Origin of the sequence: Pseudomonas sp. DG56-2 (assembly GCF_004803755.1) — a bacterium.
In the GTDB taxonomy this organism is placed as follows: domain Bacteria; phylum Pseudomonadota; class Gammaproteobacteria; order Pseudomonadales; family Pseudomonadaceae; genus Aquipseudomonas; species Aquipseudomonas auratipiscis.
In genome coordinates this window covers 1,039,085-1,056,488 of the sequence record NZ_CP032311.1, presented here as the reverse complement: position 1 = coordinate 1,056,488, position 17,404 = coordinate 1,039,085, and the positions used below count along the sequence as shown (strand labels likewise).

The 17,404-nt window shown below is 58.9% G+C and carries 19 protein-coding genes and 1 other RNA gene; 5 read left to right on the top strand and 15 right to left on the bottom strand.

Translation table 11 applies throughout. The features are described from left to right. The 9 genes from mraY to rsmI form a co-directional block, all read right to left on the bottom strand. Positions 1–1,083, bottom strand: coding sequence for a phospho-N-acetylmuramoyl-pentapeptide-transferase (gene mraY / locus D3Z90_RS05000; RefSeq protein ID WP_136474686.1), 1,083 nt, complete (start codon positions 1,081–1,083; stop codon positions 1–3). Beyond that, positions 1,083–2,450 carry a UDP-N-acetylmuramoyl-tripeptide--D-alanyl-D-alanine ligase gene (murF, locus tag D3Z90_RS04995; protein ID WP_136474685.1) on the bottom strand — a complete coding sequence of 456 codons (1,368 nt, stop codon included), beginning with the start codon at positions 2,448–2,450 and terminating at the stop codon, positions 1,083–1,085. Before murF ends, mraY begins: the two co-directional genes overlap by 1 nt. Then, the gene (locus tag D3Z90_RS04990; RefSeq protein ID WP_136474684.1) at positions 2,443–3,906 is read right to left on the bottom strand and encodes a UDP-N-acetylmuramoyl-L-alanyl-D-glutamate--2,6-diaminopimelate ligase; all 1,464 of its coding nucleotides are present in this window, start codon (positions 3,904–3,906) and stop codon (positions 2,443–2,445) included. The genes murF and D3Z90_RS04990 overlap by 8 nt, the downstream gene beginning before the upstream one ends. Next, positions 3,906–5,639: a penicillin-binding protein 2 gene (locus D3Z90_RS04985; RefSeq protein WP_168198508.1), complete on the bottom strand. Its 1,734-nt coding sequence runs from the start codon at positions 5,637–5,639 to the stop codon at positions 3,906–3,908. Before D3Z90_RS04985 ends, D3Z90_RS04990 begins: the two co-directional genes overlap by 1 nt. Next, positions 5,639–5,932, bottom strand: a complete 294-nt coding sequence (gene ftsL / locus D3Z90_RS04980; RefSeq protein WP_136474682.1) for a cell division protein FtsL — start codon at positions 5,930–5,932, stop codon at positions 5,639–5,641. Before ftsL ends, D3Z90_RS04985 begins: the two co-directional genes overlap by 1 nt. After that, entirely contained in the window at positions 5,929–6,876 is a 948-nt protein-coding gene (gene rsmH, locus D3Z90_RS04975; protein ID WP_136474681.1) for a 16S rRNA (cytosine(1402)-N(4))-methyltransferase RsmH, read from the bottom strand. Before rsmH ends, ftsL begins: the two co-directional genes overlap by 4 nt. After that, positions 6,873–7,328, bottom strand: a complete 456-nt coding sequence (mraZ, locus tag D3Z90_RS04970; protein ID WP_136474680.1) for a division/cell wall cluster transcriptional repressor MraZ — start codon at positions 7,326–7,328, stop codon at positions 6,873–6,875. Before mraZ ends, rsmH begins: the two co-directional genes overlap by 4 nt. A gap of 309 nt (positions 7,329–7,637) precedes the next feature. After that, an RNA gene (gene rnpB, locus D3Z90_RS04965) (RNase P RNA component class A) lies at positions 7,638–7,997 on the bottom strand. A gap of 67 nt (positions 7,998–8,064) precedes the next feature. Then, the gene (rsmI, locus tag D3Z90_RS04960) at positions 8,065–8,973 is read right to left on the bottom strand and encodes a 16S rRNA (cytidine(1402)-2'-O)-methyltransferase (protein ID WP_136474679.1); all 909 of its coding nucleotides are present in this window, start codon (positions 8,971–8,973) and stop codon (positions 8,065–8,067) included. A gap of 153 nt (positions 8,974–9,126) precedes the next feature. Between rsmI and D3Z90_RS04955 the strand changes: the two genes are divergently transcribed. From D3Z90_RS04955 to D3Z90_RS04935, 5 genes are all read left to right on the top strand, one after another. Further along, complete coding sequence (locus D3Z90_RS04955) at positions 9,127–10,947, top strand: penicillin-binding protein activator (protein ID WP_136474678.1); 1,821 nt, start codon at positions 9,127–9,129, stop codon at positions 10,945–10,947. Then, positions 10,947–11,318, top strand: a complete 372-nt coding sequence (locus D3Z90_RS04950) for a YraN family protein (RefSeq protein ID WP_136474677.1) — start codon at positions 10,947–10,949, stop codon at positions 11,316–11,318. The genes D3Z90_RS04955 and D3Z90_RS04950 overlap by 1 nt, the downstream gene beginning before the upstream one ends. A gap of 134 nt (positions 11,319–11,452) precedes the next feature. Further along, entirely contained in the window at positions 11,453–12,046 is a 594-nt protein-coding gene (locus D3Z90_RS04945) for a phosphoheptose isomerase (protein WP_026001179.1), read from the top strand. After that, positions 12,043–12,621, top strand: a complete 579-nt coding sequence (locus D3Z90_RS04940) for a BON domain-containing protein (RefSeq protein ID WP_136474676.1) — start codon at positions 12,043–12,045, stop codon at positions 12,619–12,621. The genes D3Z90_RS04945 and D3Z90_RS04940 overlap by 4 nt, the downstream gene beginning before the upstream one ends. A gap of 95 nt (positions 12,622–12,716) precedes the next feature. Beyond that, the gene (locus D3Z90_RS04935) at positions 12,717–12,935 is read left to right on the top strand and encodes a YgdI/YgdR family lipoprotein (protein ID WP_136474675.1); all 219 of its coding nucleotides are present in this window, start codon (positions 12,717–12,719) and stop codon (positions 12,933–12,935) included. Between the two features lie 44 nt (positions 12,936–12,979). Here D3Z90_RS04935 and D3Z90_RS04930 read toward each other — a convergent pair whose 3' ends face one another. The 6 genes from D3Z90_RS04930 to rpsI all read right to left on the bottom strand — a co-directional run bounded on the left by D3Z90_RS04930 (position 12,980) and on the right by rpsI (position 17,399). Then, the gene (locus D3Z90_RS04930; RefSeq protein WP_136474674.1) at positions 12,980–13,408 is read right to left on the bottom strand and encodes a ClpXP protease specificity-enhancing factor; all 429 of its coding nucleotides are present in this window, start codon (positions 13,406–13,408) and stop codon (positions 12,980–12,982) included. 17 nt (positions 13,409–13,425) lie between these two features. Next, positions 13,426–14,043, bottom strand: coding sequence for a glutathione S-transferase N-terminal domain-containing protein (locus tag D3Z90_RS04925; protein ID WP_136474673.1), 618 nt, complete (start codon positions 14,041–14,043; stop codon positions 13,426–13,428). Positions 14,044–14,160: 117 nt separating this feature from the next. After that, the gene (locus tag D3Z90_RS04920) at positions 14,161–14,940 is read right to left on the bottom strand and encodes a cytochrome c1 (RefSeq protein ID WP_136474672.1); all 780 of its coding nucleotides are present in this window, start codon (positions 14,938–14,940) and stop codon (positions 14,161–14,163) included. Continuing rightward, positions 14,940–16,151, bottom strand: coding sequence for a cytochrome bc complex cytochrome b subunit (locus tag D3Z90_RS04915; RefSeq protein ID WP_136474671.1), 1,212 nt, complete (start codon positions 16,149–16,151; stop codon positions 14,940–14,942). The genes D3Z90_RS04920 and D3Z90_RS04915 overlap by 1 nt, the downstream gene beginning before the upstream one ends. Further along, the gene (petA, locus tag D3Z90_RS04910; RefSeq protein ID WP_107025092.1) at positions 16,151–16,744 is read right to left on the bottom strand and encodes a ubiquinol-cytochrome c reductase iron-sulfur subunit; all 594 of its coding nucleotides are present in this window, start codon (positions 16,742–16,744) and stop codon (positions 16,151–16,153) included. The genes D3Z90_RS04915 and petA overlap by 1 nt, the downstream gene beginning before the upstream one ends. Positions 16,745–17,006: 262 nt before the next feature. After that, the gene (rpsI, locus tag D3Z90_RS04905) at positions 17,007–17,399 is read right to left on the bottom strand and encodes a 30S ribosomal protein S9 (protein ID WP_038607185.1); all 393 of its coding nucleotides are present in this window, start codon (positions 17,397–17,399) and stop codon (positions 17,007–17,009) included. Between the last annotated feature and the right edge of the window lie 5 nt (positions 17,400–17,404).

Sequence of the window (17,404 nt, the reverse complement as noted above, 5' to 3'; positions counted from 1 at the left end):
CTACCTCAGTTTCAGGGTGGCAAGGCCGATCAGCACCAGAATCACGGTGATAATCCAGAAACGGACGATCACCCGAGGCTCGGGCCAACCCTTGAGTTCAAAGTGGTGATGGATCGGGGCCATGCGAAACACACGCTTGCCGGTCAACTTGAAGGAGGCCACCTGGATCACCACCGAAAGGGTTTCCATGACGAACACACCGCCCATGATGAACAGCACGATTTCCTGACGCACGATGACGGCGATAGTGCCCAGCGCCGCGCCCAGTGCCAAAGCACCTACGTCGCCCATGAACACCTGCGCGGGGTAGGTGTTGAACCACAGAAAGCCCAGGCCGGCACCGATCAGCGCGCCGCAGAAGACAATCAGCTCACCCGCACCCGGCACATAGGGAATCAACAGGTATTCAGCGAATTTCACGTTACCTGACAGGTAGCAGAAGATCCCCAGGGCGCCGCCAACCATGACCGTTGGCATGATTGCCAGGCCATCGAGGCCATCGGTAAGGTTCACCGCATTGCTCGAACCTACAATTACGAAATACGTCAGCACCACGAAGCCGATACCCAGCGGGATGGTGACATCTTTGAGCATCGGCACGATCAGTGTGGTTTCGACACTGCTTGGAGCCGTCGTATAAAGAAAGATCGCTGCACCCAGGCCAAACACCGACTGCCAGAAATACTTCCAGCGGCTCGGTAGGCCGCGCGAGTTTTTCTCGATGACCTTGCGGTAATCGTCGACCCAGCCAATCGCACCGAACAACAGGGTGACAATCAGCACGACCCAGACATAACGGTTGGTCAGATCGGCCCACAGCAAGGTGCTGATGCCGATGGCCGAGAGAATCAGCGCACCGCCCATGGTCGGGGTGCCGGACTTGGACAGGTGGGATTGCGGACCGTCGTTACGAACCGCTTGACCGATCTGGCGAATCTGCAGGGTACGAATCATCCAAGGGCCCAACCATAGGGCCAGCGACAACGCGGTCAGTACACCCAGGATCCCGCGCAAGGACAGGTACTGAAAGACCGCGAAGCCTTTGTAGAACTGTTGCAGATACTCAGCCAGCAGTAGCAGCATTAATGTTTCTCCCCGCTGGAACCGCACAAAGCCACCACGACGTTCTCCATCGCAGCGCTGCGCGAACCCTTGATCAAAATAGTGGTATTAGTGGCCTGTTCGGCGCGAACTGCGTCGATCAGGTCAGCTTGAGTAGCGAAATGTCGGGCATCGGTGCCGAACGCTGCTACTGCATGAGCCATGTTCAGGCCCACCGCATAGAGTGCCGAAACCTTGTCTTTGGCGTACTCGCCTACCTGCCGATGCCCTTCCTCAGCCCATTGGCCTAATTCGCCGATATCCCCGAGCACCAGAACGGTGCGGCCGGAAAAGCCGGCGAGTATATCAACGGCAGCGCACATAGAGGTGGGGTTTGCGTTATAGGTGTCATCGATCACGCGTACGCCGTTGGCAGCCATCTGCACCACAGTGCGGCCCTTGACCGGCTGCACATTGTTCAAGCCCTGGACGATACCGTTCAGCGTCAGACCAAAGGCATGCGCGGCGGCGGCGGCAGCCAGTGCGTTGGCAACGTTGTGGGTTCCCAACAGATTGAGCTGAACGCGTGCCACGCCTAGTGGGCTATGCAGATCGAAAGACGGGCAACCGCGTTCATCCTGAGCGAGATTCGCGGCATGAAAATCCGCGCTGGCGTTGTTCAAGGCGAAGGACAGTACGCGACGATTCCCGGTGCGTTGCTTCCAGATGCCGAACGCCTTGTCATCAAGGTTCAATACCGCCACGCCATCCTGGCCCAGACCTTCGAGGATTTCTCCCTTGGCTTCGACAATTTTCTCCGGACCACCGAACTCGCCCACATGAGCGGTTCCGGCGTTGTTGATCAGGGCTACCTGCGGCTTGGTCAAGCCCACGGTGTAGGCGATCTCGCCAATACGCGAAGCGCCCAACTCAATCACTGCCGCCGTATGTTCCGCGGCAATTTCGAGCAGCGTCAACGGGGCGCCGAGGTCATTGTTGAGGTTGCCACGGGTGGCCAGGACCGGACCGCGGGTGCGCAGAATGCTGGCGAGCATTTCTTTGACCGTGGTCTTGCCACTGGAGCCGGTAATCGCGGCGACAGGTTTGTCGAATGCACTACGGTTCAGTGCGCCCAATTGACCCAGGGCCAGACGGCAGTCGGCAACCAGCAATTGCGGCAGACTGCTGCCGGGCACTTCACGCTCGACCAGAGCAGCAACGGCGCCCTTGGCCTGCACTTCATTAAGATAGTCATGACCGTCAAAGCGCGGTCCTGCCAGCGCAACGAACAGTTGCCCGGCAACGATTGCGCGACTGTCGATGCTGACGCCGGTAAAGGTCGCATCGGCACTGACCAGACGGCCCTGCAGGGACGTGGTCAGTTGGCTGAGGGTCAAGGGCTTAAGCATTGGCTGCCCCCCATGCGGCGAGCGCCTTCTCGGCCTCGACCAGGTCGGAAAAGTCGTGACGCTGGCCGTTGATTTCCTGATAGTCCTCATGTCCTTTGCCGGCCAGGACGATGACATCGTCAACGCCGGCGCTGGCAATGAATTGAGCAATGGCTGCGCCACGACCGGCAACGAACTCGACGGTTTCAGCCTTGGCAAAGCCAGGACGAATGTCGGTAAAAATCTGCTGCGGATCTTCGCTACGAGGGTTGTCGTCGGTCACCAGCACACGATCAGCCAGACGTTCGGCAACCTCAGCCATCAACGGACGCTTGCCGCGATCACGGTCGCCACCGCAACCGAACAGGCAGAGCAATTGGCCTTTGACGTGTGGACGCAGGGCTTGAAGTACCTGCTCCAGGGCATCCGGGGTATGCGCATAGTCAACCACTACCAGCGGCTTGCTACCACCACCCAGGCGCTGCATGCGGCCAATCGGCCCCTCCAACTTGGGAGTGACCTGGAGGATTTCATCCAACGCATAATCGAGCGCCAGCAAGGTTCCAACCGCTGCCAGCATGTTACTCAGGTTAAAGCGACCAAGCAGACGGCTGCGCAGCGTGCGCTCACCCTGCGCGGTGACAATGACCGCACGTACACCGTCATCGTCGAAATGCGCTTCGCGGCAGTACAACGAAGCGGCGCTATCTTTCAAGCTGTAGCTGATCAGTCGCGATCCGACGTGTTCACGGGCCAGGCGACGACCAAAATCATCATCCAGGTTGACCACTCGGCAACGCAGGTCAGGCCAGGCGAACAAACGCGCCTTGGCATTTTCATAAGCCTGCATGCTGCCATGGTAATCGAGGTGATCGCGAGACAGGTTGGTCATCACCGCAATATCGAATGCCAGGGCCGCAACCCGACCTTGCTCCAGGGCGTGGGAGGAAACCTCCATCGCAACGGCTTTCGCCCCAGCTTTCTTCAGATCGTTAAGAGTCGCCTGCACGGCAATCGGATCCGGGGTGGTCAATCGGCCGCTTTGCAGCTCGCCGTAAAAACCGGTACCCAGCGTGCCGATCAGGCCGCAGCGCTGACCCAGGGCGTCCAGTGCCTGAGCTACCAGTTGGGTAACGCTGGTCTTGCCGTTGGTACCGGTGACACCCACCAGATTGAGCTGACGGCTCGGCTCGCCATAAAAACGCCCAGCGATATCCGACAACTGGGCAATCAGGCCCTTGACCGGAATCAGCGGCGCATCAGTGATCGGCAGCACCGTGGCGTTTTCAGCTTCATAGGCCACTGCTGCCGCACCGCGCTTGAGCGCATCGGCAATATGCTCGCGACCATCGACCAGGGCGCCTGGCACAGCCAGGAACAGATCGCCTGGACGAATGTTACGGCTGTCCAGCGTCAGCTCACGAATCAATGGATCGCGACTGGCCTGGGCGAAAAGTTTGCTCAATGGCATCGTCATTAACCGCGCCCTCCCTTGGCGGGCGCAGCATCGACCTGCTGCTGTGGAATTGCCGCCGGCAGGTTGTCCGGCGGAATGTTCATCAGGCGCAACGTGCCGGACATGACTTTGCTGAATACCGGGGCCGAAACCAGGCCACCGAAGTAACCGCCCTTGCTGGGCTCGTCGATGACCACGACCACGGCATAGCGTGGATCGCTCATCGGCCCGAAGCCGGCGAACAGCGAACGATAGGAGTTCTCGGTGTAGCCTTTGGAGCCGATGGTGGCCTTACGCGCCGTACCACTCTTGCCCCCTACGTGATAGAACGGCACCTGGGCACGGAACACGCCACGCGGCGCTTCGATTACCTGCTGGACCATGCCCTGGATGGTCTTGGCCACTTCCACCGGCACCACTTGCGTGGACTCCGGGGTCTTGTCGACCTTGAGGATGCTCAACGGCACCATTTTGCCGTCGTTGGCCAGTGCGGCGTAGGCGTGCACCAACTGCAGCGCCGTCACCGACAGACCGTAGCCGTAGGACAAGGTTGCGGTTTCGGCTTTGCGCCACTCACGATGGTTCGGCAAGTTACCGACCCGCTCACCCGGGAAGCCCAGGCCGGTGTACTGGCCCAGCCCCAACTGCGACATCACCCGATAGATCGATTCGCCACCAATATCGAAGGCGATCTTGCTCATGCCGACGTTACTGGAATTGATCAGAATGCCGGTCAGGTCGAGGATCGGGCCCTCGCTCCGCGATACGTCACGAATGGTGTAGCGGCCGAGCTGCAAGGTACCTGGATACACTTCAACCTTGTCGGTCGGCTTCCAGCGTCCGCTCTGCAACGCAGCACTCATGGACAACGGTTTTACCGTGGAGCCAGGCTCGAACACGTCGATGATCGCCCGGTTGCGCATGGCTGCCGGGAACATGCTGCGGCGGTTGTTCGGGTTGTAGGTGGGCTGGTTGACCATCGCCAGCACTTCACCCGTCTTCACATCCAGAATCACCAGGCTGCCGGCCTTGGCTTCCTGCTCGGCAATTGCATTGCGCAGTTCGCGGGTGGCCAGGTACTGCAGGCGCAGGTCGATGGACAACGCCAAGGTCTTTCCGGCCTTGGCGTTTTTGGTAACTTGAATGTCTTTGATCAGCCGGCCGCGCCGGTCCTTGATCACTTGCCGCTTGCCGGGCACGCCGGCCAGCCACTCATCGTAGGCCAACTCGACCCCTTCGCGGCCATGATCATCGAGGTCGGTAAAACCGACCATGTGTGCGGCGACATCGCCAGCCGGGTAGAAACGACGAAATTCCTCGATGCCATAGACACCAGGAACTTTCAGATCAAGCACCAACTGGCCCTGCTCCGGCGTCAGCCCCCGAACCAGGTAGATGAACTCTTTATTGGCCTGTTGCTCCAGCCGCTGGGCCAACTGTTGCGGGCTCTGTTTGAGCGCGGCCGCCAGGGCTGGCCAACGCTCTTTGGACGCCTGCATTTCCTTGGGGTTGGCCCACAAGGTGGTGACTGGAGTACTGACCGCCAGCGGTTCGCCATTGCGGTCAGTGATTAGACCGCGGTGCGCAGGAATCGGGATATGACGCAGGCTGCGCGCGTCGCCCTGCCCCTTGAGGAAGTCACGATCGACGACCTGCAGGTCGATAATACGCCAGGCAATCGCGCCGACCATGACTGCCAGCAATGCGATGACTACGCGAAAGCGCCACGGGTAGAGTGCCCCTTCCAACTTCATCATGGCGCCACCATCCGCACTTCGTTGGCGGCCGGGATGCGCATCTGCAACTGTTCGCTAGCCAGGTTTTCAATGCGGCTATGCGCCGTCCAGGTGCTTTGCTCAAGGATCAACCGACCCCACTCAGCCTGAGCCTTGTCTCGCTCGCTGAGTTCGCCATACAGCGTGTTGAGTAACTGACGATTCCAGTGCGCGCTGTACGACACCGCCACCGAAGAAACGAGCACGGCAATAAACAGCAGAAGCATCAGGAAGCTTCCGCCTGGCAAAGGCTTGGCGAACAAGCGACTCACCGCAGCTTCTCGGCAACGCGCATCACAGCGCTGCGCGAACGAGGGTTGGCTTTGAGCTCGGCTTCGGAGGCAAACTGCGCTTTGCCGTGCACTTTGATTCGAGGCTCGAAATGCTTGTGCTGCACGGGCAGGTTGCGCGGCAGATTGTCGGCCTCGCCCTTGACCAGCTTGCGCATGAACAGCTTGACGATACGGTCTTCCAGGGAGTGGAAGCTGATCACCACCAGGCGACCACCCACTTCCAGTGCCTCGAGCGCCGCTTCAAGGCCTGTCTCAAGATCACCCAATTCATTGTTGACATGGATGCGCAACCCCTGGAAAGCACGGGTTGCAGGATTCTTACCTTTTTCCCAGGCAGGGTTGGCCACTTTCAGCACTTCGGCAAGGTCAGCCGTGCGCGTAAACGGCTGGAGCTCCCGACGCTCCACTACCGCACGAGCCATGCGCCCAGAAAAGCGCTCTTCGCCGTATTCCTTGAATACACGGGCGATTTCCTCGACCGGCGCGGTCGCGATGAACTCGGCGGCACTGATGCCGCGGCTCGGATCCATACGCATGTCCAGCGGACCGTCATTGAGAAAGCTGAAACCGCGCTCAGGATCATCAAGCTGAGGCGAGGAGACGCCCAGGTCCATCAGTACACCGCTTACCTTCCCGGCCAGACCGCGCTGCGCGACCTCATCAGCCAGCTCGGCAAAACTACGCTGCACAATGACAAAGCGGCCGTCTTCGGCCGCCAGCGCTTGCCCGGTGGCAATCGCTTGAGGATCTTTGTCAAAACCGAGCAACCTTCCTTGCGGCCCGAGCTTGCTGAGTATCAGCCGGCTATGCCCGCCACGACCAAAGGTGCCATCCAGATAGCAGCCATCGGCGCGTACGGCGAGAGCCTCGACGGCTTCGTCAAGCAGTACGGTGATGTGGTTAAAGCCGCTATCTATAGTCACAGGATCAAATCACGCAGTTCTTCAGGCATGGCGCCCGGTTGTTGAATAGCTGCAAGATCGGCTGCCGAAACTGCGTTCCAGGCATCCTCATCCCACAGTTGAAATTTGTTCAGTTGCCCCACCAGCATCGCTTTCTTGTCGAGCTTGGCGTATTCGCGCAAACGCGGAGGCACCAGGAAACGACCACTGCCATCAAGCTCCAGATCCACCGCATTACCGATCAGCAAACGCTGCAGGCGACGGTTCTCTTCTCGCAATGACGGCAAGGCGCGCAACTTGGCTTCAATCAGCTCCCACTCATCGAGGGGATACACACACAAGCAAGGATCAACAGCGTCGATGGTCACGATCAATTGCCCGGAACTACGCGAATCGAGCTCGTCACGGTACCGGCTCGGCATTGCGAGACGGCCCTTAGCGTCGAGGTTGATGGCGTTGGCTCCGCGAAACACGGCTGCGATTCCCCACTTGTTAGCTTTATTGTGATCAGAAAACCCACTTCATGCCACTTTCTGCCACTTGCGCACACTATAGGAATCCGCCTACCACACCGTCAAGGCGCGCCTACAAGGAAATCCCTTACAGATCGGAGATTTAGCGCGTTACAAGAAGATGAAGGTACAAAATGGGGAGTTTTCTGACAGAGAAAATCAAATTCACTTAGGCACATAGCGTGCAAAGTTAAAGTGATTTATTAAGAGTAAGATTTTTTTGGTATTACTGAGACACATCTGCTATCGATTCAAGCAGGGGAGGAAGAGGTGGAGAGTCGATCTGTAAGCCGGGTTCTGTCGAGGACAGTCATTCCTCTACGACGGCCATCACTGGACGTCTTTAGCAACCTACCCGGTTCCAACGCGGGCCGCGCCATATGGAACCCTATTTGGTCTTGCTCCGAGTGGGGTTTACCTAGCCACGAACTGTTGCCAGTCGTGCGGTGCGCTCTTACCGCACCTTTTCACCCTTACCGGCACCGAAGTGCTTAGGCGGTTATTTTCTGTGGCACTTTCCGTAGGCTCACGCCCCCCAGGTGTTACCTGGCACTCCGCCCTATGGAGCCCGGACTTTCCTCCCCCCTCTTTTGCGGAACAAAAGAAGGCAGCGACTGTCCGATCGACTCTCCGCCGCAAAGGTTAACGGCTGAGACGCCCAAGAACAAGCGATAAAACAAATAGTAGCATCAAGCCATCAACTGTCTTTTTGTTTTTCCAGGGCCACCTGATACAGCACGTTCTTGCGCACACCAGTGATTTCCGCCGCCAGGGCCGCCGCACGCTTGAGTGGCATCTCTGCCAACAACAGGTCCAGCACACGCATCGCCTCACTACTGACGGCCTGCTCCTCTTGCGCAGCGATCCAGCCGGCGACCAGCACCACGCACTCGCCGCGCTGCTGGTTGCTGTCTGCCTCGACAAAGGCCCGCAGCTCACCCAGCGGCAAGCCCTTGAGGGTTTCGAACGTCTTGGTCAACTCACGCGCGAGCAAGGCGGGACGCTCGGCGCCAAATACCTCCTCCATATCCTGCAGGCACTCAAGGATACGATGCGGCGCCTCGTAAAAGATCAGGGTGCGCGGCTCTTCCTTGACCTGGGTCAGACGCGCCCGGCGCCCCACTGCCTTGGCAGGCAAAAAACCTTCGAAAATGAAGCGATCCGATGGCAGGCCCGCCGCCGACAACGCCGCAATCAGTGCGCAGGCGCCAGGTACCGGCACCACCGCGATACCCGCTGCACGCGCCTGACGCACCAGGTGATAACCCGGATCAGAAATCAGCGGAGTGCCGGCATCGGAGATCAATGCCACGCTATCTCCAGCCAGCAAACGAGTCAGGAAGCGATTCCCCTCGTCACGCTCGTTGTGCTCATGGCAGGCCGCCAGCGGCGTATTGATGCCAAAGTGTTGCAACAATCGAATGGAGTGACGCGTGTCCTCGGCTGCAATCAACGCGACGCTACCGAGTATTTTCAGCGCTCGCGCACTCATGTCATCCAGGTTGCCGATGGGCGTGGCTACCACGTAAAGCGTGCCAGCAGTGGAAAGGGAAGCCCCTGGAGCATCAGTCACAACACACACCTGTCGTCTTGAACAAAGCGCCATTGTAGCCCGACTGACGGCAACAATGCGTAACCTGCGCGGCCTGCACATCACCCGTGACGACCTATATTGAAGGATTAACACCAGCAACATCGCGCCCCGGCCAACGCTTGGGTACAATTGCCAGTTAATTTGATCGAGTAACAGGACCATTACATGATCGCTTGCCTGCGGCTGCTCACAGCCCTTTGCCTCGCCGCCCTGCTGGCAGCCTGCGCCAGTTCGCCCTCGTCGAGCCTCGGCGAACTGCCACGCACCCCGGACGCCAGCATCGAGCAACTGCTTGAACAGGCCGCCACCAACAAGAATCCGGACGAGGCAGCCCTGCTGCGCCTGAGCGCCGCTGACCTTGCGTACCGGCAAAAAGACAACGTGCGTGCCGCGCGAATCCTCGAGCAGGTGCCGGTTGATCAACTCAAACCAGCGCAGCAAATCTTCGCCAGCACACTGAGCGCTGAGCTGGCCATGAGCCGCAACCAGCCCAAGGCTGCCCTGACTGCCCTGAGCCACCCAAGTCTGGCACGCCTGGGCGAGTTGCCCGACGAACAACAACGACGCACCCGCAGCGTGCAGGCCAGCGTCCTGGAAGCCAACGGCCAGACCCTCGCCGCCGCCCAGGCACGCGTCGACCTGGCACCGCTGCTCAGCGGTGATGTAGCCAGCGCCAACAACGACGCCATCTGGAATCTGGTCGCCGCCCTGCCCAGCGATCAATTGCAGACTGCCAGCACTGGCACCGGCACGCTCGCCGGCTGGACCAGCCTGGCCCTGGCAGTAAAAAATGCCGGCACGCTGGAGCAGCAGCAAGCAGCCATCGACAACTGGCGCAAACAGAACCCAGATCACCCAGCCGCCGTGCAATTGCCCCTGCCGCTGGTCAAGCTCAAGGAGCTGGCTAGCCAGCCACTGACCAAGATCGCCCTGCTGCTGCCACAAGAAGGCCAATTGGCCGGCGTGGCCCGTGCCCTGCGTGATGGCTTCATGGCTGCGCACTTCCAGGCTCAACAAGCCGGACAGAAGCCACCAGCAATCGAGGTATTCGACAGCTCGCGCCTGACCTCTCTGGATGACTTCTACCGTCAGGCCCAGGCAGCCGGCGCCCAATTGGTCGTAGGCCCGCTGGAAAAAAACCTGGTCAAGCAACTCGCGGCGCGCCCACAGTTGCCGATCACCACGCTTGCCTTGAACTACAGCGAAGCTGGCCAAACCGGCCCGGCCCAGTTGTTCCAGTTCGGCCTGGCCGCCGAAGACGAAGCCCGCGAAGTATCCCGCCGGGCTCGAGCCGACGGCATGGTTCGCGCTGTTGCCCTGGTACCTCGTGGCGAATGGGGTGACCGCGTCCTCAAGGCATTCCGCCAAGATTGGGAGGCCAACGGCGGCACCCTGCTGGCTGCCGAGCATATCGGTCAACCTGTGGAGCTTGCCCAGCAAATTGCAGATCTGTTCCAACTACGCCAGAGCGAAGGCCGCGCAAAAAGCCTGCAGAGCACTGTTGGCGGCAATGTTTCGGCCCAGCCTTCGCGCCGCCAGGACATCGACTTCCTGTTCCTAGCCGCGACCCCACAGCAAGGCCAGCAAATCAAGCCGACCCTGAACTTCCAGTACGCCGGTGACGTTCCGGTCTACGCCACCTCGCATCTGTACAGCGCCAGCGGTGACGTGAACCAGTACAACGACCTGAACGGTGTGCGCTTCTGCGAAACCCCTTGGCTGCTCGATACCAACAACAGCCTGCGCCAGCAGGTCGTCACGCAGTGGCCGCAAGCCGCCGGCAGCCTCGGCCGCCTGTACGCCATGGGCATCGACGCCTACAGCCTGGCGCCACGCCTGGGCCAACTCAAAGCACTGCCGGATAACCGTATCGAGGGCCTTTCCGGCAGCCTGAGCATGAACCCCAACCAGCGCATCGAGCGTCAGCTGCCATGGGCCGAGTTTTCCGGCGGACAAATCAAACGCCTGCCCGACACCCCACACTGATGCCTCACAATTCACGCCAACAAGCAGGTCAGGCCGCCGAGCGACACGCCCTTGAGTACCTTCAAGGGCAAGGCCTGAGCCTGCTGGCGCAAAACTGGCGATGCAAACGTGGCGAGCTTGATCTGGTCATGCTCGACAGCGATACAGTAGTATTCGTCGAAGTTCGCTATCGGATGCACGCGGACTTTGGCGGTGCGCTCGGCAGTATCGACGGGCGCAAGCAGGACAAACTGGTGCTAGCCGCCGAGTCTTTTCTGCACAAGGAAACCCAGTGGGCCAACTCCCCCTGCCGTTTCGATGTGATCGCCGTGCAAGGCAGAGGCCACTCGGGCCAAGCATTTCAATGGCTGAAGAACGCCTTCGAATGCTGAGCCCGCCCTGACCCAGCACGTTTACCCCCACAACTTTTTTGCTCTTTGCTTCGCGGGCCGCACAGTCATGTGCCGGGATCTTTTGTGTAGTGTCCCGACACGCCCGACCAGCCGCCCTACTTAAGGTCTTACTGATGGACATGCAATCCCGAATTCGCCAGCTTTTCCAGGCCAGCATCAACACCAAGCAACAGGCGATGGAAGTCCTTGCACCACACATCGAGCAAGCCAGTCAGGTGATGGTCAACGCCCTGCTCAACGAGGGCAAGATGCTCGCCTGTGGCAACGGCGGTTCGGCCGGCGATGCGCAGCACTTTTCCTCCGAGCTGCTCAACCGCTTCGAACGCGAGCGCCCAAGCCTGCCGGCGATTGCGTTGACCACCGACAGCTCAACCATCACCTCGATTGCCAACGACTACAGCTACAACGAAATCTTCTCCAAGCAGATTCGCGCCCTCGGCCAGCCAGGTGACGTTCTGCTGGCGATTTCGACCAGCGGTAACTCGGCGAACATTATTCAAGCGATCCAGGCCGCACATGATCGCGAAATGATTGTCGTAGCTCTGACCGGACGCGATGGTGGCGGCATGGCCTCGTTGCTGCTGCCTGAAGACGTCGAGATTCGCGTTCCGGCCAACGTCACTGCACGCATCCAAGAAGTCCACCTGCTGGCGATCCACTGCCTTTGCGATCTGATCGACAGCCAATTGTTCGGGAGTGAAGAATGACCCCTAACCGCCTCGGCCTGATGGCCCTGACCTTGTGCCTGAGCCTGACTGGCTGCAGCTCGGTCCTTACCGCCACTCGCGATACGCCGATCGAGGACGATCGCGGCACCCGCACCTTCGGCAGCAAGATCGACGACTCGCTGATCGAAACCAAGGTGGCGGTTAACGTTGCCAAGGCCAGCCCTGACCTGGACAAGAACTCGCACATCGTTGTCAGCAGCTTCAACGGCATTGTTCTGCTTGCTGGGCAAACGCCACGCGCCGACCTCAAGAGCCTCGCCGAGCAGGCTGCAGGCCAGGTCCAGCGGGTGAAAAAGGTTCACAACGAACTGCAGGTGCTGCCACCCTCCTCGTTGCTGGCGCGCAATAACGATGCTTGGCTGACCACCAAGATCAAGACTCAGATGCTTACTGACAGCAACATTCCCGGCTCACGCATCAAGGTCATTACCGAGAACGGCATCGTCTACATGCTCGGCCTACTGACCCAACAGGAAGCCACTCGTGCCACCAACCTGGTGCAGGGCGTGTCGGGCGTGCAGAAAATCGTCAAGCTGTTCGAATACATCGACTAACCACCGCGGCCTGCACGCGCAGGCCATCGCGGTTTTATTCGCGAAGGATCGCGCGACGATCCCATTTTTCTCTACACCTACCTTAGGAAGACCCCATGAAAAACGGCCTGCTGTCGACCCTACTGATCGGCGCTTTCGCTACCTTGGCCGGCTGCTCCAGTCCCAGCCTCATCACCCTCAATGATGGACGCGAGTTCCAGGCCGTGGACGCTCCACGCTACGAGCGCAGCTCCGGCTTTTACGAGTTCGAGCAACTGGATGGCAAAGTGACCCGCGTCAACAAGGACCAGGTCCGCACCATCTCGGACCTGTAAGCAGGCAGACAGAAAAAAGGCGATCCATGTGGATCGCCTTTTTTTTACTTCACAACCTTCAGACTAGGACGCCCGCTTGGCCGCGGCGGCTGACCACCTGCAGGTGGGCCATCGTCATCCGGCTCGACCGTGTCATCGTCGTCTTCATCTTCGTCAAGCAATGGTGGCTCAAGCTCGAAGACCATGCCCTGACCGTTCTCACGAGCATAAATACCGAGGATCGCACCCGCAGGCACGAACAGCGTATGGGCAACACCGCCAAAACGCCCCTCGAAGCTCACAGCGTCGTTATCCATGTGCAGATGACGTACGGCACTGGGTGAGATGTTCAAAACGATCTGACCATCACTGGCGAAGCTCTGGGGCACTTGTACTGCCGGGTACTCGGCATTGACAAGCATATGCGGGGTGCAGTCGTTGTCCACGATCCACTCATAGAGTGCACGTACCAAATAGGGGCGACTGGAGTTCATCGACAGCTCCTTAAAACCTAGCGCATTTCACGTTCAGCAGCGGACAGACTTGCCTGGAAAGCCTCACGGGCAAACTGTCGCTCCATATAATCGAGCAACGGCTTGGCCGGCCGCGGCAGTTCAATTCCCAACACCGGCAAACGCCAGAGTATGGGCAGTAGACAACAATCAACCAGACTTTGCTCCTCACTGAGGAAACAAGGCTTGTCAGCAAACAATGGTGACACACCCGTCAGGCTTTCGCGTAGCTCCTTGCGCGCCTGAGTGCGAGCGGCTTCCTTGCTGCGCGGATCGAGGATCAAATCAACTAACGCGCACCAGTCACGCTGGATGCGATGGATCAACAGGCGACTGTTGGCCCGCGCGACTGGATAGACCGGCAACAGTGGCGGATGCGGGTAACGCTCATCGAGGTATTCCATGACCACGGTTGATTCGTACAGCGCCAGGTCGCGATCGACCAGGGTCGGTACACCGCCATAGGGGTTCACTTCGACCAGCTTGGGCGGCAAGCGTCCGGGATCGACATTGATGATCTCGACGCTGACGCCCTTCTCGGCGAGAACGATGCGCACCCGATGAGAATAATGGTCAGCGGGGTCGGAGTAGCAGGCTAACCGGTTGGTCACGCCCATAGTGGTCCTCCTCGCAGATGAAATTATAGAAGCTACAAATGCAAACGCGCCCTGCGGGAACCTCCGTTATCCAGAGGCCCCCCAGGGCGCGTTCAACTACCAGAAACTACTGCGTGATCAGTGCACGTCCTTCCAGTATTCGCGCTTGAGCAAGTAGGCGAATATGAAGAAGAAGGCCAGGTACAGAAGCACGTAGGTACCGATACGCTGACTTTCCAGTTTGACCGGGTTGGCCGAGTAGGCCAGGAAGGTCACCAGATTCTTGACCTTCTCGTCGAACTGCTCTTCGGTCAGGGTACCGGATTTCGGCTCCACGGTCAGCTGGTCACATGCTTCATGGGTCAATGGCGAGCCAGTCAACGGATCGAACTGCTTCTTGCCATCGACTACGGTTTGCACCTGCTTGCAGCCAATTACCTGGTTGCCTTGCAGGCCCACCAGAACGTTAGGCATACCAACGTTGGGGAACACTTTGTTGTTCACCCCGTACGGACGCGACTTGTCCTCGTAGAAGCTGCGCAGGTAGCTGTACAGCCAGTCGGTACCACGTACGCGGGCAACCAGGGTCAGGTCAGGCGGCGCGGCGCCAAACCAGGTCTTGGCGTCGTCAGGCTTCATGCCGATCTTCATGTGGTCGCCAATTTTGGCGCCGGTGAATACCAGCTTCTCGAGCATCAGCTCGTGAGGAATACCCAAGTCGTCCGCGACGCGCTCGTAACGCTGGAACTTGGCGCTGTGGCAACCCATGCAATAGTTTGCAAAGGTGCGCGCGCCGTCCTGCATGGCGGCCTTGTCGGTCAGATCGATATCAACCTTGTCCAGTTCCAGACCGTGCTCGGCCGCGAAGGTCAACGAAGGCATCACTGCCAGAATCAATACTGCAAATAGCTTTTTCATCAGCCAGTCACCCTTTCCGGAACCGGTTTGGTCTTCTCAAGCCTGGTGTAGAACGGCATCAGAATGAAGTAGGCGAAATACAGGAAGGTGCATACCTGCGACAACAACGTACGCCCTGGGGTAGGCGCCAATACGCCCAGCACACCGAGGATCACGAACGAAATGCAGAACACCACCAGCCAGGCCTTGCTCATCCAACCCTTGTAGCGCATGGACTTGACCGGACTGCGGTCGAGCCAAGGCAGGACGAACAGCACGGCAATCGCAGCACCCATGGCGATAACGCCGAGGAGCTTGTCCGGAACCGCGCGCAGAATCGCGTAGAACGGTGTGAAGTACCAGACCGGGGCAATGTGCTCAGGGGTCTTGAAGGCGTTGGCCTGTTCGAAGTTAGGTTTCTCCAGGAAGTAACCGCCCATTTCCGGGAAGAAGAACACCACGGCACAGAACACGAACAGGAACACGACCACACCGACAATGTCCTTCACGGTGTAGTACGGATGGAATGGAATGCCATCGAGCGGCACACCGTTCTCGTCCTTGTGCTTCTTGATATCCACGCCGTCAGGGTTGTTCGAACCCACTTCGTGCAGTGCCAGGATGTGCAGCACCACCAGCCCCAGAATGACGATCGGCAGGGCTACAACATGCAAGGCGAAGAAGCGGTTCAGGGTAATACCGGAAATCAGGTAGTCACCACGGATCCACTGAGTCAGGTCATCGCCGATTACCGGAATCGCACCGAACAACGAGATGATCACCTGGGCGCCCCAGTAGGACATCTGACCCCAAGGCAGCAAGTACCCCATGAAGGCTTCGGCCATCAGCGCCAGGTAGATCAGCATGCCGAATACCCAGACCAGCTCACGAGGCTTCTGGTACGAGCCGTACAGCAGGCCGCGGAACATGTGCAGATAAACGACGATGAAGAACGCGGAAGCGCCGGTGGAGTGCAGGTAGCGCAGGATCCAGCCGTACTCGACGTCACGCATGATGTATTCGACCGAGGCAAATGCCTCTTCGGCCGAAGGCGTAAAGCTCATGGTCAGCCAGACGCCAGTGACGATCTGGTTAACCAGCACCAGCAGTGCCAGGGAGCCGAAAAAATAGAAGAAGTTGAAGTTCTTCGGAGCGTAATACTTGCTGAGATGGTCTTCCCACATCTTGGTCGCGGGGAAGCGGGCGTCAACCCAATCCATGAACTTACTCATCACGCGTTCTCCTGATCGACGCCGACAACGATGATGTCGTCCGACTCATACGAGTGCGGCGGCACTGGCAGATTGAGCGGCGCCGGCTGGGACTTGTAGACGCGGCCAGCCAGGTCGTAGTGGGAACCGTGGCATGGGCAGAAGTAACCGCCGACCCATTTGGGCCCCAGATCGACCGGAGCGACCTCGGGACGGAAGGTTGGCGAGCAGCCCAAGTGAGTGCACAGACCGACCAGCACCAGGATTTCCGGCTTGATGGCGCGGTTTTCCGGGTTGACATAGGTAGGTTGAACCGATGCCTTGGATTCAGGATCGGAGAGGTCACCAGCGATCTTCTTGAGGTTACCAAGGATCTCTTCGGTGCGGCGGACGATGAAGACCGGCTGACCGCGCCACTCAGCAATCATCTGCTGGCCTGGTTCAACCTTGGCGATATTGACCTTCACCGGTGCACCTGCGGCTTTCGCCTTGGCACTGGGGAACCATGACCCCACAAACGGGACCGCAGCCCCCACCGCTCCTGCAGCACCCACCACGGATGTGGCTGCTACGAGGAAGCGACGCCGGCCTGCATTGACGCCGTCATTGCTCATTCAGTCCTCTCCCATCAGCTTTATGGCCTGTTACAACAGGCATCTACTAAGTAATTTCTGAACTGCTAAAAATTTGCCGCATGGTAATGAAAAGACCCTTCTCTGACAAGGTGATTAGCCCGGTTCCAAGGCGCAATCCCTTGTAGCTCTTGACTTGCGTCTATGCGGCAAGTTGTCACAGTAAAGACCAACATACTTATTCAAGACATAAAAAAAGCCCGGTTCCACCAGGAACCGGGCTTTTTTTGAACGCCGAAGCGAATTAACGCTTGGAGTACTGAGGACGCTTACGTGCTTTACGCAGACCCACTTTCTTACGCTCAACTTCACGAGCGTCACGGGTAACGAAGCCAGCTTTGCGCAGAGCGCTACGCAGGGTTTCGTCGTAGTCCATCAGTGCACGGGTGATACCGTGACGGATTGCACCGGCCTGGCCGCTGACACCACCACCGATAACGGTGACGTAGATGTCGAACTTTTCGGTGGTCTCGGTCAGTTCCAGCGGCTGGCGTACTACCATGCGCGCGGTTTCACGACCGAAGAACACGTCCAGAGAACGGTTGTTGATGGAGATGTTACCGGTACCTGGACGCAGGAAAACGCGAGCGGTTGCGGTCTTGCGACGGCCAGTGCCGTAATTTTGAGTCGCCGACATAATGA